At 55.0% G+C, this 21,663-nt stretch carries 17 protein-coding genes; 7 read left to right on the top strand and 10 right to left on the bottom strand.

Going from position 1 to position 21,663, the window contains the following annotated elements:
- Positions 1–217: 217 nt before the first annotated feature.
- Positions 218–535 carry a helix-turn-helix transcriptional regulator gene (locus tag M2418_RS02605; protein WP_192488369.1) on the top strand — a complete coding sequence of 106 codons (318 nt, stop codon included), beginning with the start codon at positions 218–220 and terminating at the stop codon, positions 533–535.
- A gap of 226 nt (positions 536–761) precedes the next feature.
- Here M2418_RS02605 and M2418_RS02600 read toward each other — a convergent pair whose 3' ends face one another.
- Positions 762–1,922, bottom strand: coding sequence for a DUF3095 domain-containing protein (locus M2418_RS02600; protein ID WP_405049374.1), 1,161 nt, complete (start codon positions 1,920–1,922; stop codon positions 762–764).
- 264 nt (positions 1,923–2,186) lie between these two features.
- On the opposite strand from M2418_RS02600, the gene M2418_RS02595 reads away from it, so the two are divergent.
- Both M2418_RS02595 and ade read left to right on the top strand, forming a co-directional pair.
- Positions 2,187–3,293 carry a branched-chain amino acid ABC transporter substrate-binding protein gene (locus tag M2418_RS02595; RefSeq protein WP_259143667.1) on the top strand — a complete coding sequence of 369 codons (1,107 nt, stop codon included), beginning with the start codon at positions 2,187–2,189 and terminating at the stop codon, positions 3,291–3,293.
- Between the two features lie 118 nt (positions 3,294–3,411).
- Positions 3,412–5,106, top strand: coding sequence for an adenine deaminase (ade, locus tag M2418_RS02590; protein ID WP_259143651.1), 1,695 nt, complete (start codon positions 3,412–3,414; stop codon positions 5,104–5,106).
- A 46-nt stretch (positions 5,107–5,152) separates the two neighbouring features.
- On the opposite strand, the gene M2418_RS02585 is transcribed toward ade, so the two are convergent.
- Entirely contained in the window at positions 5,153–6,817 is a 1,665-nt protein-coding gene (locus tag M2418_RS02585; protein WP_259143649.1) for an alpha-glucosidase family protein, read from the bottom strand.
- A gap of 169 nt (positions 6,818–6,986) precedes the next feature.
- Between M2418_RS02585 and M2418_RS02580 the strand changes: the two genes are divergently transcribed.
- The 3 genes from M2418_RS02580 to M2418_RS02570 all read left to right on the top strand — a co-directional run bounded on the left by M2418_RS02580 (position 6,987) and on the right by M2418_RS02570 (position 10,098).
- Positions 6,987–7,907 carry a sugar kinase gene (locus M2418_RS02580; protein ID WP_250981992.1) on the top strand — a complete coding sequence of 307 codons (921 nt, stop codon included), beginning with the start codon at positions 6,987–6,989 and terminating at the stop codon, positions 7,905–7,907.
- A 108-nt stretch (positions 7,908–8,015) separates the two neighbouring features.
- A complete protein-coding gene (locus M2418_RS02575) occupies positions 8,016–9,065 on the top strand; it encodes a bifunctional monoglucosyl/glucuronosyl diacylglycerol synthase (RefSeq protein ID WP_259143645.1) in 1,050 nt (349 codons plus the stop codon).
- Between the two features lie 283 nt (positions 9,066–9,348).
- Entirely contained in the window at positions 9,349–10,098 is a 750-nt protein-coding gene (locus tag M2418_RS02570) for an SDR family oxidoreductase (protein ID WP_259143642.1), read from the top strand.
- Positions 10,099–10,159: 61 nt separating this feature from the next.
- Here M2418_RS02570 and M2418_RS02565 read toward each other — a convergent pair whose 3' ends face one another.
- The 4 genes from M2418_RS02565 to M2418_RS02550 form a co-directional block, all read right to left on the bottom strand.
- Positions 10,160–10,768, bottom strand: a complete 609-nt coding sequence (locus tag M2418_RS02565) for a DUF2026 domain-containing protein (RefSeq protein WP_259144792.1) — start codon at positions 10,766–10,768, stop codon at positions 10,160–10,162.
- Between the two features lie 167 nt (positions 10,769–10,935).
- Positions 10,936–12,369: a ribosome biogenesis GTPase Der gene (der, locus tag M2418_RS02560; RefSeq protein ID WP_259143640.1), complete on the bottom strand. Its 1,434-nt coding sequence runs from the start codon at positions 12,367–12,369 to the stop codon at positions 10,936–10,938.
- A 29-nt stretch (positions 12,370–12,398) separates the two neighbouring features.
- Complete coding sequence (locus tag M2418_RS02555) at positions 12,399–13,070, bottom strand: tetratricopeptide repeat protein (protein ID WP_259143625.1); 672 nt, start codon at positions 13,068–13,070, stop codon at positions 12,399–12,401.
- 190 nt (positions 13,071–13,260) lie between these two features.
- Complete coding sequence (locus M2418_RS02550) at positions 13,261–13,845, bottom strand: NnrU family protein (protein WP_259143615.1); 585 nt, start codon at positions 13,843–13,845, stop codon at positions 13,261–13,263.
- A 211-nt stretch (positions 13,846–14,056) separates the two neighbouring features.
- Here M2418_RS02550 and M2418_RS02545 point away from each other — a divergent pair, with 211 nt between their 5' ends.
- Positions 14,057–15,061 (top strand): polysaccharide deacetylase, encoded by a 1,005-nt coding sequence (locus M2418_RS02545; RefSeq protein ID WP_405049373.1) that lies wholly within the window; start codon positions 14,057–14,059, stop codon positions 15,059–15,061.
- 105 nt (positions 15,062–15,166) lie between these two features.
- Here M2418_RS02545 and sbmA read toward each other — a convergent pair whose 3' ends face one another.
- The 4 genes from sbmA to M2418_RS02525 all read right to left on the bottom strand — a co-directional run bounded on the left by sbmA (position 15,167) and on the right by M2418_RS02525 (position 21,455).
- Complete coding sequence (gene sbmA, locus M2418_RS02540) at positions 15,167–16,444, bottom strand: peptide antibiotic transporter SbmA (RefSeq protein ID WP_259143613.1); 1,278 nt, start codon at positions 16,442–16,444, stop codon at positions 15,167–15,169.
- A 159-nt stretch (positions 16,445–16,603) separates the two neighbouring features.
- Positions 16,604–17,788 carry an MFS transporter gene (locus M2418_RS02535; protein ID WP_259143604.1) on the bottom strand — a complete coding sequence of 395 codons (1,185 nt, stop codon included), beginning with the start codon at positions 17,786–17,788 and terminating at the stop codon, positions 16,604–16,606.
- Between the two features lie 103 nt (positions 17,789–17,891).
- Positions 17,892–18,440, bottom strand: coding sequence for an invasion associated locus B family protein (locus M2418_RS02530; protein ID WP_259143602.1), 549 nt, complete (start codon positions 18,438–18,440; stop codon positions 17,892–17,894).
- Between the two features lie 72 nt (positions 18,441–18,512).
- The gene (locus M2418_RS02525) at positions 18,513–21,455 is read right to left on the bottom strand and encodes an autotransporter domain-containing protein (RefSeq protein WP_259143600.1); all 2,943 of its coding nucleotides are present in this window, start codon (positions 21,453–21,455) and stop codon (positions 18,513–18,515) included.
- Between the last annotated feature and the right edge of the window lie 208 nt (positions 21,456–21,663).

Here is a 21,663-nt window from a genome sequence, read left to right as displayed (position 1 = left end):
CAAAAAATGGTATTTTCAAGCCCGAAACCGGCAAATAGAGTACGTTTTCTTAACAAAATTTGCTGATAAACTATTTTTACATGATAATATAAAACGAAACTAATAAAGTGGTCCTATACCTTAGATTTAGGTATATACAACATTGTGTCCATCTTGCTAAATTGGGCACATCAAATTTAATAAGCCAACGTGACGCGTTCGCAGGAGAGCCTCGCATATGAATACCCAATCTCTTTCAGAGCAATCCAACGCGGCTGCGGGGCTTTTGTCGGCAATGGCAAACCCAAAGCGGCTGATGATCCTTTGCAGCCTTGTAGAAGGTGAAGTCCCCGTTGGTGTTTTGGCAACACAGGTTGGCCTCAGCCAGTCCGCTCTGTCCCAGCACCTTTCCAAGTTGCGTGCACAGAGGCTTGTTAAAACCCGTCGCGACGCACAGACGATCTACTATTCCAGCTCGTCAGAAGCTGTGAAGAAAATCCTGGCTTCGCTTGAAGAGATTTATTGTCAGCCGCAGAGCAGCAAGTCTGCCGCCTGAATGATAGCGCGAACATTGCAACCTTCTTGTGAAAGAAGTCTGCAAAATAATTGCGTCAAATAGGTATATTTCGATGAAAGCGGTCATTTTTAATGGCCGCTTTTGTCATTTATGGCCTAACGCAGAATAAATATTCATTTCAATCGATATAAATCACATTTTTTACTTCACGTTACGTGAGGTCATAGTCACGGTTGACGGCTACCTTGCCTCAACGCCAGTGGATTTACGCCATTTGCGCCTTGAGGCGGCTTGCCGCCGTGGCGTAACCGCCTGAAGCACCATCGACAAAATGCATGTGATCGTGACTAAGCGCAGTTGGCACGATACAAGTCATCAACGCTGCGTCCTGTTCGTGCATGCCGTAATAACAAACGTCATCGTCCGCCGCCTGCTTTAGCGTAGCCTTTATGCGAGCGAGACTGGATACCGAGACATCCACAGTCATTTTCAACCCGTCATCGAACTTACGGAAATCGGTATTGCTGGCCACTTCTCGCTTATAGTTTGCCGCATTAAAGCGTCCCAGCGATGCCCCGAAGGCATAAAGCACACGCACCAGAAAAACTTGGCCCAGAATAGACAGGGAGTGCCGCAGCCGCGCGGTCAGATCGCCTTGAGCGGATTGCGCCCGCGCCTCCATGCCGAGCCCCTCGCGCACAAAACCGAGCTCCGGCCCATCCACGGGTACGGGATGCCCTCCCCGGCCATCTTCATTGGCAAGCATCACCACCCGCGCCACCAGCTTGCGAAAGGCGGTTGGGTCAGCTTTGGGGTGTGGAATGGCAATGATGGAAACAATCTGACCGTGGTTGGATTTGATCGGGTTCCAGCGACAGGAAAGCCCGGTCAGATCCGGCCGTGAACCAGAGGTGGCAGCTTCAATCGTATAAAGCCCTTCCTTCATGCGAGCTTCTGCCCAGCTATTACCGCCGCCCGAAAACATAGCATAGGTCGCATGTTCGCTGGCACGGTAACGGGCGACCCGTACGTCCAGACCATTCGCCCTGATTTCTGACACCGGCACCAGTGCTGCACGTAATACCAGATCCATATCGTCACGCACCCAGCTTTGGGCACGAGATAGCGCGTCTCGCGCTTGATCAAGACCGTCGGGCGGGATTGCAACCACGGCGCCATCGCCACCAAACACGAATGGAAGGTCGGCCTTGCCAAGCACGTTGGCGATGGCCGAGATGACGCCTGCACCCGCCATGTTGACGGCCTTGTAGCGCCCGCTTTCAATTGCCCCGGTAGAGTCGATAATATCAGCAACCGCAAGCGCCCAGCCATCTGGCAATGGCAAGTAGAGGGACGCGTCTGCCACATCCTCAAAATCGAAAATAACAGGCAGCTTTTCAAGGAAATCGTCTGTGGTTTGGCTCATCACTGAAATATCGGTCCATTTCAGTTCAAACACCAGAGGCTGCATGGGAATATTTATCGTGTCGAGCCGACGAAAGAAGCTGTCCAAGATACCACAAACAAAACAATAATCGGCACGAAACACCTTGTGGAATCGTGGTCTAATTTCCTAGACTGCGAACAGGATGCTGCCGAACGCAAAAATGAACGGAGCGACCAACGTCTGGTGGTGTGAAAACCGTCCAGACCACAAACGGGCGAAAAGCCCACCCCAAGGAGACAGCACATGAAAACTAAGCTACTGGCAAGCGTCGCTCTCGCCGCCTCGTTCGCCTTCGCGCCTCTGGCGCATGCAGAAATCGTAATCGGCCTCATCGCCCCGTTAACCGGCCCGGTTGCCGCTTATGGCGAGCAGGTCAAGAACGGCGCACAGGTTGCCGTGAACGAGATCAACAAGAAGGGCGGCATTCTCGGTGAGCAAGTCGTGCTCAAGCTGGCGGACGATGCCGGCGAACCAAAGCAGGGCGTTTCTGCCGCCAACCAGCTGGTTGCTGAAGGCATTCGTTTTGTCGTTGGTCCTGTAACGTCGGGCGTTGCCATTCCAGCATCTGACGTCTTTGCTGAAAACGGCATCCTGATGGTGACGCCGACTGCAACGGCTCCAGACCTGACCAATCGTGGTCTCACCAACATTTTGCGCACCTGCGGTCGCGACGATCAGCAGGCTGAAGTTGCAGCTGCTTATGTCATCAAGAACCTCAAGGACAAGCGCGTTGCCGTGCTGAACGACAAGGGCGCTTACGGCAAGGGCCTGGCAGACTCCTTCAAGAAGACCCTGAACGCCGGTGGTGTAACGGAAGTGTTCGATGACGCCCTGACACCAGGCGAAAAGGATTTGAGCGCGCTCGTTTCCCGTCTGAAGTCTGAAAAGGTTGATGTGGTTTACTTCGGTGGTTACCACCCTGAAGCTGGCCTGCTGGTTCGTCAAATCAACGACGCTGGCGCCAAGATCACCGTAATTGGTGGTGACGGCCTCTCCAACTCCGAGTTCTGGAACATCGGTTCTGAAGCAGCTGCTGGCACCGTTTTCACCAACGCTGCTGACGCCCTGAAGAATGCAGACTCCAAGACTGCCGCTGATGCGCTTGCTGCTGCAAACATTCCTGCGGAAGCATTCACCCTGAACGCCTATGCTGCAGTTGAAGTTCTGAAGGCTGGCATCGAAAAGGCTGGCAGCGCGGAAGATTCCGAAGCAGTTACTACAGCCTTGAAGTCCGGTGAGCCTGTTGCAACAGCAATCGGCGCCGTGACCTACGGTGAAGCTGGTGACCTGACTTCGCAGGCATTCTCGCTCTACAAGTGGGAAGGCGGCAAGATCGTTCCAGCTGAATAAGCTGCAACTTTCGTCACTTACGACACAGAAAAGCCGGGTGTTGCAAAGCGCCCGGTTTTGTTTTTTCAGGAATTGTTCTAGGTTGAGAATCCATATTTTTTGAACAGATGAGGCTGCCGTGACCGCTACTCTTGAAAACAGGATCGATCAGGGCACAGGCCGCCAACCGGCAGATATCGTTCTGAAAGGCGGTCGTTTTTTCGATCTGGTCACCGGTGAACTCGTCGCCTCCGACATCGCGATCTGTGGTGATACCATCGTCGGCACCTGCGAAAACTATGTCGGAAAACAGGAAATCGACATCACCGGCAAGATTGTCGCCCCAGGCTTCATTGATACACATCTGCATATCGAATCCTCACTGGTCACACCGCATGAATTTGACCGCTGTGTGCTGCCCTATGGCGTGACAACAGCGATCTGTGATCCGCATGAAATCGCCAATGTGCTGGGCACGGAAGGCATTCAGTTCTTTCTGGATTCAGCGCTGCAGACAGTCATGGATATCCGCGTGCAGTTGTCATCCTGCGTGCCGGCAACCCATTTGGAAACCGCAGGTGCGGATTTGCCGATCGAACGGCTTTTGCCGTTCCGCAGCCATCCCAAGGTCATCGGCCTTGCCGAATTCATGAATTTCCCCGGCGTCATCCACAAAGACCCGGTTTGCATGGCAAAGCTCGAAGCCTTTCAAGGCCAGCACATTGATGGCCATGCCCCGCTTCTGTCTGGCACCGCGCTCAATGGTTACCTGTCGGCTGGCATTCGCACAGAACATGAATGCACCAATGCACCTGAGGCTTTGGAAAAGATCCGCAAAGGCATGCATATTCTGGTACGCGAAGGGTCTGTCTCCAAGGATCTGCACGCGCTGATGCCCATCATCACCGAACGCCTGTCGCCCTATCTGGCGCTCTGCACCGACGACCGAAATCCGCTAGACATCGCCGAGCAGGGCCATCTGGACTATATGATCCGCACGGCAATTGCCCATGGCATTGAGCCTCTGGCGATCTACCGTGCGGCTTCTATCTCCGCAGCGCGCGCCTTCGGCCTGCGCGACCGTGGCCTCGTCGCACCCGGGTGGCGCGCTGATCTGGTGGTGCTGGACAGCCTTGAAAACTGCAAGGCGGAAATGGTCTTTGCTGCCGGCAGGCGGGTATCCGACGCGTTGTTTGATGCCCGTAAACCAATTGAACCCGTCGGTCTGGATAGCGTGAAGGCAAGGCATGTTCTGGCTTCACATTTTGGCGTGCCGGTCAGCGAAGGTGAAACACCCGTCATCGGCGTTATGCCGGGCAAGATCATCACCGAACATCGCCGTTTCCGCCTCCCCTCCAGCAGCAATCAGACGGCCGTTGATCTTGACCGGGATATTATCAAGGTCGCTGTTATCGAGCGCCACGGCAAGAACGGTAACCATGCCAATGGTTTCGTGCAGGGATTTGGTCTGAAGAACGGTGCGATCGCTTCTACGGTCGGTCATGACAGCCACAATATCTGCGTGGTTGGCGTCAATGAAGACGACATGGCGCTTGCCGCCAACCGACTGGGTGAGATCAAGGGCGGTTTTGTTGTGGTCGCGGACGGCAAGGTCACCGGCGAAATTGCCTTGCCTATCGCTGGTCTGATGAGCCTCGAACCCTATGAAAGCGTGCGCGACACGTTGCACACATTGCGCCAGGCGGCTTACGCACTTGGCACCACGCTCGAAGAGCCGTTCTTGCAGGTGGCATTCCTACCTCTGCCGGTCATCCCTCACCTGAAGATTTCAGACAAGGGCATGGTCGACGTGGATAAATTCGCCCTCATCTAAACGGAGCTGCTTAAATGGGGGTGAGCGAAGTTGTCTTCGCTCACCGTCAAGCGATCAGCGCAGAAAAACCGTCCAGCCCATCCAGCTTTACCACCTGCTGGTTCATCGTTGCGGAGAAACCGGGCATTGGCAGGATATCTTTCACCCCGACGCCTTTCGGCAGCAGGAAATCCACTGGCTCCCTCGTCAGGTTGAACACGAAAAGCAGGCTTTCGCCCGCCTTGCTGCGGGTGAATGCCAGAACATCCTGATTGCTATCAAGGAATGTCATGTCACCATCAATCAGCGGACCATGGCTTTTGCGGAACGCCAGCGTTTCCCGGTAATGATGCAGCACCGTATCCGGCTTGCGCTCCTGCCCATCCACCGCCAGCAGACCATGGTCATAGGGCACCGGCAACCACGGCTTTTCCGCCGTGGAGAACCCGGCATTGGGGCTGCCTGTTTCCCAGACCATTGGTGTGCGGCATCCATCCCGGCCCTTAAATGCCGGCCAGAAGCGAATGCCATAGGGGTCACGCAAATCCTCAAAGGCAAGTCCGGCTTCCGTCAAACCGAGTTCCTCGCCCTGATAAAGGCAGATAGAACCGCGAAGGCTGGCCAGCACCGAAAATGCCAGTTTGGCAATATGCTCGCGCTCCGCACCGCTTTCGGTGAAACGGCTGACATGCCTGACGACATCATGATTGGAAAAGGCCCAGCACACCCAACCATCCGTTACAGCCTTGTGGAAACCATCGACCGAGTTGCGAATGTGCTCAGCGGTAAAATCCGGGCCTAGAAGGTCGAAGGTGTAACACATGTTCAGCTTGTCATTGCCGGATGTGTAGGCCGCCACAGTTTTGAGTGAGCGCGCACCGTCGCCAACTTCACCCACCGTCATGCGGCCGTCATAGCGGTCCAGCAGCGTGCGGAACCGCTTGAGAAACTCGATATTCTCGCTCTGGGTCTTGTCATAGAGATGGTTCTGCATGCCGTATGGATTGACATCAGGCGCATCCAGACCAAAAGCGCCTTCTTCATCCAGCGGCGGGTTGTTGCGCAGCGCCTTGTCGTGAAAATAATAATTCACCGTGTCCAGACGGAAGCCATCAACGCCGCGATCCAGCCAAAACCGGACGGTGTCCAGCAAGGCATCCTGCACTTCCGTGTTATGGAAATTCAGGTCAGGTTGCGAGGTGAGGAAGTTGTGCATGTAATATTGCTTGCGAACGCCGTCCCACTCCCATGCTGGTCCGCCAAACACTGACAGCCAGTTGTTGGGTGCCGTGCCATCCGGCTTTGGATTGGCCCATACGTACCAGTCCGCCTTGGAGTTCGTCCGGCTGGCTCTGCTGTCCACAAACCACGGATGCTGGTCGGACGTGTGGGATATCACCTGATCGATGATCACTTTCAGTCCAAGACGGTGTGCCTCGGCCACCAAAATATCAAAGTCATCCAGCGTGCCGAAAAGCTTGTCGACGTTGCGGTAATCGGAAACGTCATATCCCATGTCCGCCATGGGCGAGGTAAAGAATGGCGATAGCCAGATACCGTCGACACCAAGAGATGCAATATAGGGCAACCGCTTCGTCACGCCGGGAAGATCACCGTAACCGTCGCCGGTCGTGTCCTGAAAAGACCGTGGATAGACCTGGTAGATAACCGCTCCCCTCCACCAGTCTGCATTGATAACGGGCTTGATAGCGGAGGTATTCGGTTGCGTCATGAAAAGGCTCCCTGAAATAGTGAGGGTAACGATATAGGCGCGCCTCCGATCCGTAAACCACACTTAAGATTGAACAACGCAGAGGCCGCAAGAAAATGCCTTTGCCCTTGTCAGCCGGGCCAAGGCATCGTAATGGCCACACGTTCAACATATGCGGGAGGACATGGTTTTGGGCGGACGTTTTGTTTCAATAGGCGAATGCATGGTGGAACTCTCGCAAGCTGGCGACAATCTGCTGCGCAAAGGTTTTGCCGGAGATACGTTCAACACCGCATGGTATGCCCGCGCCTGTCTGTCCCGTGATTGGTCGGTCGATTATTTCACAGCACTGGGTGACGACCCGCTCTCCGAAGAGATGCTGACCTTCATCAAGCAGGCCGATATCGGCACTGACGCGGTAACCCGCATTCCCGGCGGCACACCCGGCCTTTACCTGATCAACCTCAAGAATGGCGAGCGCACCTTCAGTTACTGGCGCGGCATGTCCGCAGCCCGGCAACTTGCCGCGGATGCAGACCATCTGCGCCGCACGATGGACACCGCCGACCTCATATATTTCTCAGGCATTACGCTGGCGGTTCTGGCAACCCCTGCTCATGTCGAAACATTCCTGTCCGAACTGCGCCGCGCCCGTGCGGCCGGCAAGATCGTCGCCTTCGATCCCAACATCCGTCAGCGCCTTTGGGCCAACAAGGATGTGATGTTGCAGACAATCACCGATGGCGCACGCGCCGCCTCCATGGTCATGCCAAGCTTTGACGACGAAGCTACCAATTTTGGTGATGCATCGGTTGAAGCAACGATTGAGCGCTACCGCAGCCTCGGCGTCGCAAACATCGTGGTCAAGGATGGTGCAGCAGGTGCAACGCTGGACTTCGAGGGCGTTCGAAGCTTCGCGCCCGCCCATGAGGTCAGCGATGTCGTTGACACGACCAGCGCTGGCGACAGCTTCAACGGCGCCTTCCTGGCACGTCTCCTGTCCGGCGCGACACCCCAGGATGCAGCGGCATTTGCCGCCAAGGCCGCAGCAACCGTTATCGGCCATCACGGCGCCCTCATAAGCCCTGACCTGCTGCCTCTCATGGGCTAACAAGCCTACCGTTGCCCTGACATGATCCTGTAACACGCGCACGCCATAGAGGGATTAAATCCCGCAGGCGGATTCGCAAGCGCGGGTAAAAACAGGATCGGCGCAGCAATGACGAGAATTACCATTGTCACGGATGCCTGGCACCCGCAGGTCAACGGCGTGGTCCGCTCGATTGAAAACACCAATGCGGAACTACAGCGCATGGGTGTTGAGGTGTGCATGGTCACACCGCAGAGCTTTCACAACGTGCCTTGCCCGACCTATCCGGAAATTCGCCTCTCGGTCACAAGCTACCGCCACGTTGCGCAGGAAATTGAAAAAAGCCAGCCATCCTATGTGCATATCGCAACAGAAGGCCCGCTTGGTTTTCTGGCACGCCGCTGGTGCATCAAGAACCATATGCGCTTCTCCACCAGCTACCACACCCGTTTTCCGGAATATGTGGCTGCCCGTTTCCCCGTGCCGGAAAGCTGGCTTTATGCCTTCGTGCGCTGGTTCCACAATGGTGGCAATGCCTGCATGGTGGCCACACAAAGCCTTGAAAACGAACTGGAAGATCGCGGTGTGCGTAATCTCAAACGCTGGAGCCGCGGCATCGATCTGGCGCAATTTCACCCACGCCAGCGACGCGAAGCGCCGTTCGATCTGCCGCGCCCGATCTTCATGACCGTTGGTCGTGTCGCCGTTGAAAAAAACCTGCCTGACTTTTTGAAGCTCGACCTGCCCGGCTCCAAGGTGGTGGTGGGTGATGGCCCTGCCAGCGCTGATCTTCAGGCACAATTCCCCAACGTTCACTTCACCGGCACCAAGACGGGTGAAGACCTGGCCGACGCCTATGCGCAGGCTGATGTGTTCGTGTTCCCATCCAGAACAGATACCTTTGGCAATACCATTCTGGAAGCACTGGCCAGCGGCGTGCCGGTTGCCGCCTATCCGGTCACCGGCCCAATCGATATTATCGGCCCGAATTCCAAGGCTGGTGCCCTGAACCGCGATCTGCGGCAGGCCTGCTTGGATGCGCTTGAGTGCTCGCCGAAGGACGCCATAGCTCTTGCCAGAACCTATTCCTGGGAAAAGGCATCCAAGCAGTTTCTGGACAACGTCACGGCTGCCGCCAACAATTGCCTTCCGGATTTTCGAGCAACGCCGGCGATCTAGGATCGTCTGTCAGCAGATTGCAAAATGAAGTGCTGGACGAAACGCTTGCGGGCTGTCACAAGACGGGCTGGACGCGACTGCCGTTATTGAGAACGGGGTCGGGCTGCTGATTGACGTCAGGCGGCTGCCACGAGATCACGATGGCCGTCCAACTTAACTCCCCTTTCCCTGAAAGCTCCGTCTTCTAAATCCCCTTGTTATGTGTGCAGCATGTAGCAATTCATGTGCTCGGCCCTATATAGAGAACCGTAGCTGATTGCGTAATAAAAACAGGGCCATGCATATGAAAGACCTTCAAGGGAAAACCGTTGTTGTCACCGGCGCAGCACGAGGATTGGGGGCGGCCTTTGCAATTGCGTTTGCTGATGCCGGATGTGATCTGGTGCTATGTGGTCGGCGTCTTACCGACCTTGAAGACATGGCCGACATCATCACAAGGCGTGGCGGCACCCGGCCTCTACAGGTCGTGCTTGATCTTGCCAATTCTGACAGCGTCAACCGCGCGGTCACCGAGATCAGTGAACGCACATACAAGGTCGATATTCTGATCAACAACGGTGCCATGTGGCTCGAAAGCAGCGATACACCTTACGCCGCAGATGCTGTGCTGACCACGATCAACGCGGCAATATCAGGCACATTTCTATTCACTCAAGGCTTGCTACCGCGACTGCAAAGCTCAGACAGACCAGATGTCGTCACAATCGGGTCAATTAGCGGCCTGCCTAATGCCGCACTGCAGAGTGTTTCGGTACCGTTTTATGCAGCCAAGCGCGGACAGACAGCGCTGGCCGACGGTTTCCGGCAGAGTTTTGCAGGCACGAAAATTCGCTCGATCGCCGTTCACCCGCCGTACCTCGATGATATCAGCCCTGATCAGGACGATTGGCAGCAAGCGGCAGAGCGCCAAAAGGGCGAGCGCGGAACCAGCCGTGATGTGGTGGAAGCAGTGCTCTTTGCCGTGACCAGACCGCGCCATGTGACGCTGAACATCACCATTGATACGGATGATGGCGGCCTGTTTCCCGCCTAAGCCAGAGATCGAAACGATCGCGCGCCGTGTGAACAAATCCACGGCGCTCCAATTGCAGACATCACCAGGCGCCGGTCAGCGCGTTACCAGACAGCGGAATGGTGTTTGTTTCACCATTATGATTTTTGGTGGAAATCGACGTCTGCATCTGCTTGGGCGATTTTCTGAACCATGTTGCGGCGATGCTGGCGAGATCACCGATCATCGCATGTTTATGCCAGTCGGCGAAGCGCTTGGCCGTTGCATCCGGTTCCGACTGAAAGAAGAAGTCACCGGATTGGCCAAGATCGTTGATTGACTGCGCCATCACGGCCAGCGGCCGCTGAAACATCTTGGAAGGCAACGACAATTCTGGCGCAGCCTGGCTAAATGCCGGAGCCATGAAGTCGATCGCCCAGCCATCGGCCTCAACCCAGCAGTGAAAGTTTTCGCCAGCGCCAGTCACGTAACCATCTTCACGATGGTCGGCAAACAACAGCATCGTCCCACCAAGATTAAAGGCTGCAAGGCCGCCCTTGGGTTTGGCCTTGATCTTGAATTGCTGTTCAAGAATGAACGCACCAAAGGTGCTGAAATACATCGATGCGGATGCCGGATTGGCATTTTCGTTGATCAGCAGGCTGTTGATGACACGGTAAATCCGGTGATAGTCGCTCTGCTTGATCAGCATTGTCTTGTCTTCCGTTAGAATGGGACGGTCAGTCTGAATGACCATCATCCCCGGCCCTTTGCCGGGGTTTCGTCATTGCCATGGATCAAACCACCACTGACCTGCGGGTCGAACCCGCAGATGGCACTGAGTGTCTGGCATGCCTGAAGCTTAAAGGAAGCGGCAGATTACCGCTTCTTTTTAGCCTTATTCTCGAACGGGTTGTCCGAGCCACGGTAATGCACACGGATCGGCACGCCCGGCATGTCGAAATCATTGCGCAGGTTGTTGACCAGATAACGCGTGTAGGATTCCGGGATCGACTCTGGTCGTGTGCAGGAAATCATGAAAGCAGGTGGACGGGCCTTTACCTGCGTCATGTATTTCAGCTTCAGACGACGGCCAGAAACGGCTGGCGGCGGGTGATGCGTGGTCTGCGATTCCAGCCAACGGTTGAGCTTTGCTGTCGAGATACGGCGGTTCCACACCTTGTCCGTATCGACAATATTCTGCATCAACCGGTCAAGCCCGTAGCCAGTCTGGCCCGACATCGGAACAGCGCGAATACCACGCGCCTGTGGCAGCAACCGTTCGGTCTTTTCACGCAAGTCAGCAAGGTACGCCTGAGGGTCTTCAACCAAATCCCACTTGTTGAATGCCAGCACCGCTGCACGACCCTCGCGAATAACGAGGTCCACAAGCTGCAAATCCTGCTTTTCAAATGGGATGGTGGAATCGAATACGATCACCACAGTTTCGGCAAAACGGATGGAACGCAGGGAATCGGCAACCGACAGCTTTTCCAGCTTTTCCGTAACCTTGGCCTTGCGGCGCATGCCAGCCGTATCAAACATCTTGATGCTGCGTCCGCGCCAGTCCCATTCGACAGAGATGCTGTCGCGGGTAATGCCGGCTTCCGGACCAGTCAACAGGCGGTCTTCACCGAGGAAGCGGTTGATAAGTGTCGATTTACCGGCATTTGGGCGACCGATGATCGCAACGCGAAGCGGCTTGGTTTCATCGTAAACCGGCTCTTCTTCGTCTTCGTCCTCGTCTTCACCGCGTTCGGAGCGAGGAATGACAACGTCGGTTTCCGCCTCATCGTCTTCAGACGGAAAGGCCATGTCTTCGCCAATGGCTTCGATGATCGCGTCGCGCAAATCATGCATGCCTTGGCCGTGCTCAGCGGAAATAGGGGTCGGTTCGCCAAGGCCCAGAGTGAAGGCATCATAATAGCCACCATCAGAACCGCGCGCTTCAGACTTGTTGGCCACCAGCACAACTGGTTTACCACGACGACGCAGCATGGTTGCCAGGGTTTCGTCTGCCGGTGTCAAACCATACTTGGCATCGACCACGAACAGCGTCAGGTCCGCCTCTTCGATCGCAGCCTCGGTTTGCGCCCACATGCGACCCTGCAGTGTCTCGGGGCCGGACTGTTCAAGACCTGCGGTATCGATGATCGTGAAGCGCAGATCATCAAGCCGTGCCGCACCCGGCCTGCGGTCGCGGGTCACGCCGGGCGTGTCGTCCACAAGCGCCAGCTTCTTGCCAACCAGACGGTTGAAAAGCGTCGACTTTCCGACATTGGGGCGCCCTACTATGGCGACGGTGAAGCTCATGGTGCGTTCTTCCTTGGGGTATATGTTTCTTACGGCGCCTTGCCGGAAGCAGCGATGTTATCGAGCATGATCTGGGCGCGGTTGGCAACATTCCGCGGTGCCTGTGCGTCGGTGGTGATCTGCTGGAACCAGTCTCTGGCCTTCGCGAAATCACCCGCCTTATAGGCGGCAAGACCAAGAGCCTCGCGTGCAGAGCTGCGGAACGCCTGGCTTTCGCCAGAGAGAACCTCAACCTGGGCAGACACCTGATCATAGCTGCCATTGTCGACCAGCAGCCATGCGGCGCGGATCTTGGCAGCGTCACGGAACACCTGCGGAGCAGATGTGTCATTGCCGATGGCGGTGAACGCTTCGGTAGCAGCCGTTGCGTCGCCCTTCTGGGCCTGCAGGGTTGCCGAGCGGAACTTGGCCAGAACCGGGTAGGAACCGTGGCCAGCCGTCTCAAGTGCAGCCAGTGCTGCCAGTGCATCATCTGGCTTGTTTTCAGAAGCCAGCTTCATAGCAGCGATAAATTGGTCACCGGAGTTGGAGGCACGGTTGCTGTTCCAATATTCGTAAATACCAGCGCCCGCAGTTCCCAGCACAATCAATACCGCGCCGCCAATAACAACGATGCCGTATCTGCTCCAGAAATTCGTCATCTTCTCCGAACGAAGCTGCTCGTTCACTTCGCGGATGAAGGTGTCATTTTCATTTGCCATCGAATTCTCCGTAGCCGCATATCCGCATCGATATCCATCGAGAAGGATGAACGGTTATGACTTCACGCTGAAACTTGCCTGTCGGGCACTGAACCGCAGGCATTTGTTCGGCCTTCTAGCGCATTTTGCCTTTTATGTAAGGGGGAAAGCGTCACTTTCCTGTCAGTGACGCCCCATCAGTACATAGATTTTAAAGCGCAAGCGGCTGAACGCCAATCAGCCATTCGTGCAACTTGAATATAAATGCCGCCCAAAGTGCAACCCCGCCGACCACGGCAATCAGGTCATAGCGAGCAGAAACGAAGGCCGGGCGCACCAACAGACCTGCCCGCTCCCGCCGTTTCAGCGCAATACGCATCACCACACCCCAAGCCAAAAACGCAGCAAACAGAATGACCGACGATGTTTCACCATTGGCAAGCAGGTGCGACAACGCCCAGATTTTAACCGACAAAACCAGCGGGTGTTTGGTCTTGGTTGCAATGTGCCCCGGCGGAAGAAGGCTTGCCACAAGACAGATCATCGCGATCAACATCAGCGTCAGCGCAATATGGCTCATCCAGACCGGTGGATAATACAGCATTCCCGTGACCTGCCGGGCCTGACCGAAAGCATAGATCACCAGCACAAGCGTTATGACGCTGGCAACGGAATAAAGTCCCTTCCAAGCACCAGCGCCCAATCTGGCAATTGCGGCATCCCGAAAGCCCGGTGCAACGATGCGTATCAGGTGGGTGGCGAAGAACAAGCAAAGACAGAGTACGAGCAGCAGCATGGGAAAATCCTCGAAAACAAGCGGCGTTTCAGCCGGATAATTGAGATCGTTACCACGACCTTGCTATAAGAAAATCACAAAAATGCCAGACAATTCAAAGGTTCGCCTTATTCCGGCGGCACAAGGCCCTGTCACGGCAGTTTTTCTCCTGCTTCAAAACATGGGCGCCTTCGCCCGCGCCTTTAGAACATGCACGTCGATTGGTCCTGAAATGTTGCGTAAAATCTTTGTTGCTTCGCTTCTCTGTTCGGTTTTCTCATCTGCGGCACTCGCTGAGGAACAGCCGCGCAAGCAATTTGTCATCGTGTCGTTCGATGGCGCAGGCGACAACACGCTGTGGGACCGCAGCCGTGCGACATCAGCCGAGACAGGTGCAAAATTCACCTACTTCCTGTCATGTACCCTCATCATGGACTACAAAACTGGCAAGGCGACCTACCAGGGACCGGGCAAAAAACTCGGCCGCTCTAATGTCGGTTTCGGCCAGACCGTGCAGGAGGTGGAAACCCGCCTCAACAACATCTGGCAGGCCCATCAGGAAGGCCATGAAATAGCCAGCCACGCCTGCGGCCACTTTGATGGCAAGGACTGGACGGCAGCCGACTGGGAAGCTGAATTCGAGACGTTCAGCAAAACGCTTGAAAACGCGTGGGAGATGATTGGCAAAAAAGATGCCGAGCCGCAAGGCTGGCGGGAATTTGCCAAAACCGACATCAAGGGTTTCCGTGCCCCTTACCTCTCGCAAAGCGATGGCCTGACTGCAGCCGAAAAGAAACACGGTTTCATTTATGATGCGAGCCTTGTGACCAAAGGCCCGCAATATCCTGTTACGGCCAAGGATGGCATGACCCGCTTTGGTCTGCCACTGATCCCCGAAGGACCGAACAGCCGCCCGATCATTGCCATGGATTATAATCTGTTTGTGCGCCATTCCGTCGGCGTAGAAACACCCTCCAAGGCTGCGGAATTCGAGGAGCGCGCCTACAAGGCGTTTCGTGCTGCATTCGACAAACAATATAATGGCGAGCGCATTCCCCTGCAAATGGGCTTCCACTTCGTGAAAATGAATGGTGGCGCCTATTGGAATGCCTATGAGCGTGTATTGCGGGAAGTCTGCAAAATGCAGGATGTGTCCTGCATCAATTACGCCAGCTACATGGAAACCTTGAAGAGCGAGAAGGCGGAACAGAAACCAGCGGCAGGTTCGTCTTTCTAAAACCGCATCCCCGCTATCATCCAATAGGGATTTGCAGAATAAATGCCTTTATACGAGGCAATAAAAAACCCGCCTCGAAGGCGGGTTTTTGTTTGATGGAGAGGCTTATGGACGGTTGGCAGCCATTTCACCGTCTGCAGCTTCACGCTCCAGATAGCGCTGGTCGATCTCAGGCAGAGCATCACCTTCGATTGCAGCTTCAAACGCCACCAGACGCTTGCGGATCGACATGAGTTCGATGATCGTCGACCATGAACTGACGAGATACTGGAAGCTGTCGCTGACCTGACCGAAGGCCGTCGCAATCTGCTGCCAGATGCCCATGGTGATACGGCCTGCAACAAAGGTTGGAATAAGCATGAAGTTCAAGAAAATAGCGTCCAGCTGGCCATAGGTGTAGCGGGCAACGTTGAAGTAGAGATAATGCCAGTACATGCGGAAATAGTTTTTACGCACGTTACCGAACAATTGCGTCATCGTGACAGGATCCGCACGATCCTCATGGTCTTCGCCATAGACCAGTTCCTTGCGGAACGCCGCTTCGACGCGCTGATTACGGAATTGCAGACCTGGAAGCTTGATGCCGACTGCCGCCAGCAAAACCGTGCCGAATACGGACCAAACAATCGCCAGCCAGAACAAAGAATGTGGAATTGCACCAAACAGTGGTAGATCACCGACATGTTGTGACATGGCGAACAGAAGTGGCAGGAACACCACCAGCGTCATGATCGAATTAATCAGCGCAACGCCAAGCCCTTCGATGATATTGGCAAACCGCATCGTGTCTTCTTGCACACGCTGGGACGCACCTTCGATGTGACGCAACCGGTCCCACTTGGACAAATAGAAATTATTCATCGCCGTGCGCCAGCGAAAGACATAGTGGTTGGTGAAGAACGCTGTGATAACGTTGAGCGCCACGTTCACCATACCGATTTCCACGAAGCGCAATTGCAGATCGTAGAACTGCCCGGTTGTTATTCCCGGCTGCTTGGACAAGGCATTTTGTAAGAGATCGAAAAACGGACCGCGCCAGTTATTCAGCGCGACGGAAACCTGTACGCTGAAATAAGCAATAAAAATAATAAACGCCGACCCCCAGATAGACCAGTTGGTCCATGGATGATCTTTGGCAATTGTCTTCCACGCCGTTCCAAAGATCAGAACGAAAATGGTGAAGTACATGTAGAACCACAAATTGTCTGGCGAGATGAAATAGGCCAGACCGATCGGTGCTGTTTCACCTGGCGCCAGCGGCGGCATGCCAAGTGCCGCACCCATTTGCGGGCCGACCAGATACCACACGGCGATACATATGGCAGCCCATACAACGGCAGACGTGAAGAACAGTTTCGGATTTGGGAAAAATGAATGGAACACGTTTGGAACTCACGCGGACGTTAGGGAGCGGCCGGAATTGGCGAAGCAGTCAAGGTATGGAAAATACGGCAGAAATCAGCGTACAGCAATCAACCATCCGCATCCTTACCAACTTGTAACTGAAAAACCACCAAAACCTGATGTTTGACGCTTACCGCATCAATCCCGCATGCGGGCAACCGGCACCATCAACAGCATGGCAATGCCAAGTGCAGCGGCAGCGAGAATGGTTGGCAGGGTAAAATTGCCGGTAAATTGCGCCACCCAGCCGGCCACCAGAGGTCCGGTAATCTGCCCGACACCAAAGGCAGCAGTCATGAACGAAAAGACGCGCCTCGGGCTGTGCGGCGAAAACTGCCGGCCCAATTGCAGGCCATATGCCGTCACGACCATGAATGTCAGGCCAAACAATAGCCCGCCGAAAAGCGCGCCCACCACAGGTGGCAGCAGTACGGATGCAAGAACACCGACAACTTCAATTGCGAGGGCCATGACGAAGGTCCAGCGATGCCGGATGAGTTTTGCAACCGGTCGCCAGATGTAAAGAGAAATTGCACTGGCGCTACCCGTGATAAACCATGCCAGACATTCTACCAGTGCGCCCCCATCGGCCATTCGCACAATGGTGATCAGAAAGGTGGCGGTAATCACATAACCAAAACCGAACAGACCATAGGCAATGGTCAGCAACACCAATGGCATGCGCCAGCGTATTGGCGGCTCAACAGTTGCTACTGCGGTGCGAGGTGGACCAGAGGGTAAAACACGCGCCACGAAGATGAAGGCAATAAAAACGAACACCGCCCCGACAATCCATTCCGCTTGCCAGGACACGCCCTCCCCGTGCAGCAGCGAACCGATAACAAAAACGAGAAGTGACGAAACGGCAATGCCGACGCCAACGCCAGCAAAATGCAAAGACTGCACATCTTCCCGCCCGGCTACAGTGGCGTGGCCGATAACGATCTGCGACGTGAAGATCATTGCCAGAGCGCTGGCCATACCGGCCAGAAAACGAATGAGAATAAAGACTTCGACTGCACGCGTCATGGCCATGGCCAACAGCAGCAGACCGGTGGCCAGCATTCCGCCAAGCGCCACCAGTTTTTCACGTCCGTTCGCCCAACCGTAAGCGGCAAGAATGGCACCCAGCAGATAACCGGCAAAGTTACCTGCGGCAATCAACCCTGCATCAGAAGCCTTGAGCGACAGGTCGCTGATCATGCCGGGCAGGACTGGCGTATACAAAAAACGCCCGAAACCTTGCGAACAGGCCATGGCCAGCGCGCCGGCAAAGCCGATCAGCAGGACACGCGAATGGGATTGTGCGGCACCGTCAGTCATGTCGCGTCTATGGCAGTGCAGCATGGGTCAGGCAAACCATTTATTTTGATGGCACCTGCCAATGCTATTGAACCCGATAATTTGGCGCTGATAAGCAGCCAGCCTATTTCGAAAGTGCCACCAACCGGTCAAGCGCGGTGGGAAATCCCTTCAATGACAGGCCCAACAGCACATTCTGCCCGCTGTCATGGGCTTTGGCGACCAGCTTGACATTACTGCCGCCCCGCAAGGTTTGCAGAGTGAGCGCATCAAGAAGCACTTGCACGATACAGCCCGTTGGCAAGCAGGTTGCAAAAGGTGACGGGTTCGACACCACGCCATCATCGACCTGAACCGTCACACCCGCCGCCAGTTGCAGTCCGAATGGCAGAATAATCGTTCCACGTATTTGGTCATTCTGGTCAGTGCTGATTTCGGCTGCAATGACCAGCTGCTTGGTATCGTTCTTGCGTTGTTGTTGCGTCATCAAACAAATTTGTTTTGCCTCAGCCTGTGAACACAGCACGATCCAGTCGCCATGGGTTTCGTTGACGGAGAAGACATTGTTACCTGCCGCCGCTGGTGCCTCTGTTTGCGCTGCCACGATGGATGGCTGTGTCACGAACGACACCAGAGCGACTGCGGCAGCCGCCTTTATGTTTTTTCCGAACATGCAGACACCTGTCATTATTCTGAACGTCCAGCGCCATCTACAAGCGACTGGCCGTTCAGAATTGCATTGAAATCAAAAACGAACCTGTAACTTGGCGTTGACGCCATGGTCATAGGCTTTGGCACTGAACTGCCCGGTATAGGATATGCTTAAGGTCGAGGCCGACGAAAGAGCAAAATCCATTCCCGTTTGCACAATCGCCGTATTTCTGTCCAGTGGCGTGCCAACCACTCTGAAGCTGTCACCGGAGGCGAACCGGGCCGTGGTTTCCGGCTCCACGTCACCAAAGGCGTAGATCCAGCCTAGGGAGCCACGCAATGTGGCCGGAACAGACCCGACATCAAGATCGGTCGACGCGCGGAACCCAAGTGTCGTGTAGGTGGTGTTCAAATCGGTCTCACCCATGGTCAGGGCGGAAAGGCCACCGGTTTCGGTAAAGCCATCGGTCTTTACCCGTATATGGCTCAGGCTAACGAAGGGTTCGAATGATGCAGGTGCGACATCGATACGGTAGCTCATCTCGCCAAACATGTTGAGGGTGCTGGCATCATAGTCAGCTCTCAGCGTCTCACCGAGAAAATCAACCTCGCGCACCGTGTCGACCCTGTGCCAAGTGTAGTTGATGCCAGTACGAAACGAGATGGCATCCCAACGGCTACCGGCATAGACACCGAGATGATAGTTGTTGCTGTCGCCGTCACTGTCTGACGTGTCAAATGATGACCGGCTGTAGCCACCAAACACACCGACCCGCCAATTGTCGGAGATGCTAGCGTCACCACCGATCAACACACCCGCATTAGATATATCGGTATCGGGACTGCCAGTCAGACCGTCAACTTTGCCCCAGGAACCAAAACCGTTTGTCCAGACGGAGAACCGGTCCTGATCGAAAACATCCGTTTTCTTCTCGAAGGATGCAAACTGGCCACTTTTGGCCGGTTTTGTTTCCTCGGCATAACCGAGGGCTGGAACGGAGGGTGCAGCAACCCCATCGGTCATGGAACGGATACGGCCATTCACCGTGTTGTTGACGGATTGGGCGGTCTGGAAAAAGGCGGCACGCGGTGCGGTATGAGTTTCGCCCGACAATTGCCGCAGTGCCTCTTCCTGCTCACTGTCAGACACGGAACCGAGCGAAGACCAGAGACCACCAGGCGCGCCACCGGATTGCAGAACAGACAGCACCGAAGACTGGTTTGGCGTCAGATCAGACCCGCCATTGCCAACACTGACCGTTGAGAGAAGCGAAACAACACCATTGTCATAGGAGATTTCGTAATTGGACAATCCACCCCAATCAATCGTGACAAATGTGCCGGTCACACTCGTTGCCTTCAGGATGGTGTACCGACTGGCATTTGCGGCCCCGGAAAGCGAAATTTGCAGCGACGTGCCGGGATTGATGGTCACCGCCCCGCCGGTCAACACCACTGCATCGCTGCTAAGACCTGACACCTGCACGACATAGGTTGAGCCGGTCGAAAAGGCGAGATCGCCCACAACAGACAATGTCCCTCTGGAACCCACAAGACCGGGCGATAGTGTGCCACCATTGCCGATCGAAAGCGTGGACCCTGACTTGCCAACAGTGCCCGTGCCGCCCAGTGTGCCGTCGCTCAAAACGTCTATCATACCGCCGAGCGAACCGGTAACCAGCGCGGTTCCACCAGAGATGCTGGTGATACCACCAAGCGTGGAGCTGTTGCCGGAAAACGTCGTCACACCAGAGAGATGATTGATGAAGCCGGTGCCCGAGATAGCGGACGAAAAATCATAGCTAGTATTTGTGTGATTGAAAACGAGCGTGCCTGAACCGGGACCGAACACCACCTGGGGAGACTCGATATGTCCAGCAACACCAGCCGTATCGCCTGCTGCAGCGCCGATATTCAGCGTACCTGTTGAGCCTGCCAAATATCCAATTCGAACACCAGCAGCACCGGTTACCGCAATGGTGGCCCCATCCCGCACAGTTGCTTCACCGATCCCATAATAACCAACAGCTATGTAATTGGTGTTTACAAATCTGGTATCGGCTCCAGTCAAATCGAGAGTGCCGTTACCGGATGCCAAGAAGCCCAAAACAGCCGTATTGCTATTGAACGATGCTCCATCAGCCAGTTTGACCGTGCCAACACCAGAACTACCGACGGCAAGATAAATGTCGGAGGTCGTACCGTTTATTGTAAAGCTGCTGTCGGCTCCGGTGACTGTGATTGTCCCCTCAGCAGTCGATTTGTCACCGACGATTACTCGCTTGAAAGTATTGGTCGTAGCGCCGCCACTCACAGTCAGGCCACCCTCGCCCTCGTAACCAACAACCAATGCGCCGCCTGTGATAGACCATGTCGAGTCGTCGCCGTCGATCAGTGCGGCACCAACGCCCCCATCACTATAACCAATCGTTACAGCGTAATCTGTCGCTGTCGCGCCACCGCTGACCGTAAACTTGCCCTCACCTGTATGGCCGATAATTGTGGCTCCACCGCTGGCAGTCCAGGAACTACCCTCACCATCAACGGTAAACGTACCCGACGAGCCGGCAAATTGGCCGAGATGCAGTGCATTAACGGTACTTGCAGATCCGCCATCTTCAATAAGGATCGTACCATCGCCGTAAAATCCTGCTGTAAGCCATCCAGTGGCCAAGAATGCATCTGCGCCCGAGATCGTCAGAGTGCCGATTTCACCGACGGCTTCACCTACACTCAGACTGGTGCCCGTCAGACTGCCGTTACCCGAAATATCTAAGTAAATTTCGCTCCCCGAACCAACGTACAGATTGTTATAGCTCGCGGCATCGGTGATGCTCGTTCGCCCGTCGACGCCGGGTAGCTTGATGTTGACAGTGCTTCCCGCTACCGGGATGACACCTCCAATCCAGTTTGCTGGATTGTGCCAATCGTTTGACGTGCCGCCAGTCCAATCAATGGCATAAGCTGGAAAACCGCTGCTAACAGCGACGACGAAAATAGCTGCTGATCCCAGCAACCTGCTTCGGTAGAACCTCATGCTCCCCCCGGAATAGACGATACACAACGCTTGGTGGCTGTCCTCCATCAGGTTTAAGTTGATTTAACCTGACCCAACCACTGATTGCGTTAAGGCTTGCATATTTGGAGAGCGGTTGAAAGTTAGCAAATGGGAATATTCGCCTTCTGGATGTGGTCATCCAGCGCGTAAAATAGAATTTATTACGCCGACGACTGAACATCTTGAT

Source organism: Rhizobium sp. BIGb0125 (assembly GCF_024810055.1).
GTDB lineage: Bacteria > Pseudomonadota > Alphaproteobacteria > Rhizobiales > Rhizobiaceae > Agrobacterium.
The sequence above is the reverse complement of the archived record's forward strand: the minus strand, read 5'-3'. Positions and strand labels throughout refer to the sequence as shown.

Coding starts and splice junctions, on each gene's coding strand:
- M2418_RS02565 (WP_259144792.1), bottom strand. CDS start 10,768: ATGCTGATCAAGCAGAGCGACTATCACCGGATTTACCGTGTCATCAAC.
- M2418_RS02600 (WP_405049374.1), bottom strand. CDS start 1,922: ATGAGCCAAACCACAGACGATTTCCTTGAAAAGCTGCCTGTTATTTTC.
- M2418_RS02585 (WP_259143649.1), bottom strand. CDS start 6,817: ATGACGCAACCGAATACCTCCGCTATCAAGCCCGTTATCAATGCAGAC.
- M2418_RS02530 (WP_259143602.1), bottom strand. CDS start 18,440: ATGTTCGGAAAAAACATAAAGGCGGCTGCCGCAGTCGCTCTGGTGTCG.
- M2418_RS02545 (WP_405049373.1), top strand. CDS start 14,057: ATGTTGCGTAAAATCTTTGTTGCTTCGCTTCTCTGTTCGGTTTTCTCA.
- der (WP_259143640.1), bottom strand. CDS start 12,369: ATGAGCTTCACCGTCGCCATAGTAGGGCGCCCCAATGTCGGAAAGTCG.
- M2418_RS02535 (WP_259143604.1), bottom strand. CDS start 17,788: ATGACTGACGGTGCCGCACAATCCCATTCGCGTGTCCTGCTGATCGGC.
- M2418_RS02555 (WP_259143625.1), bottom strand. CDS start 13,070: ATGGCAAATGAAAATGACACCTTCATCCGCGAAGTGAACGAGCAGCTT.
- M2418_RS02595 (WP_259143667.1), top strand. CDS start 2,187: ATGAAAACTAAGCTACTGGCAAGCGTCGCTCTCGCCGCCTCGTTCGCC.
- M2418_RS02575 (WP_259143645.1), top strand. CDS start 8,016: ATGACGAGAATTACCATTGTCACGGATGCCTGGCACCCGCAGGTCAAC.
- M2418_RS02525 (WP_259143600.1), bottom strand. CDS start 21,455: ATGAGGTTCTACCGAAGCAGGTTGCTGGGATCAGCAGCTATTTTCGTC.
- M2418_RS02570 (WP_259143642.1), top strand. CDS start 9,349: ATGAAAGACCTTCAAGGGAAAACCGTTGTTGTCACCGGCGCAGCACGA.
- M2418_RS02550 (WP_259143615.1), bottom strand. CDS start 13,845: ATGCTGCTGCTCGTACTCTGTCTTTGCTTGTTCTTCGCCACCCACCTG.
- M2418_RS02605 (WP_192488369.1), top strand. CDS start 218: ATGAATACCCAATCTCTTTCAGAGCAATCCAACGCGGCTGCGGGGCTT.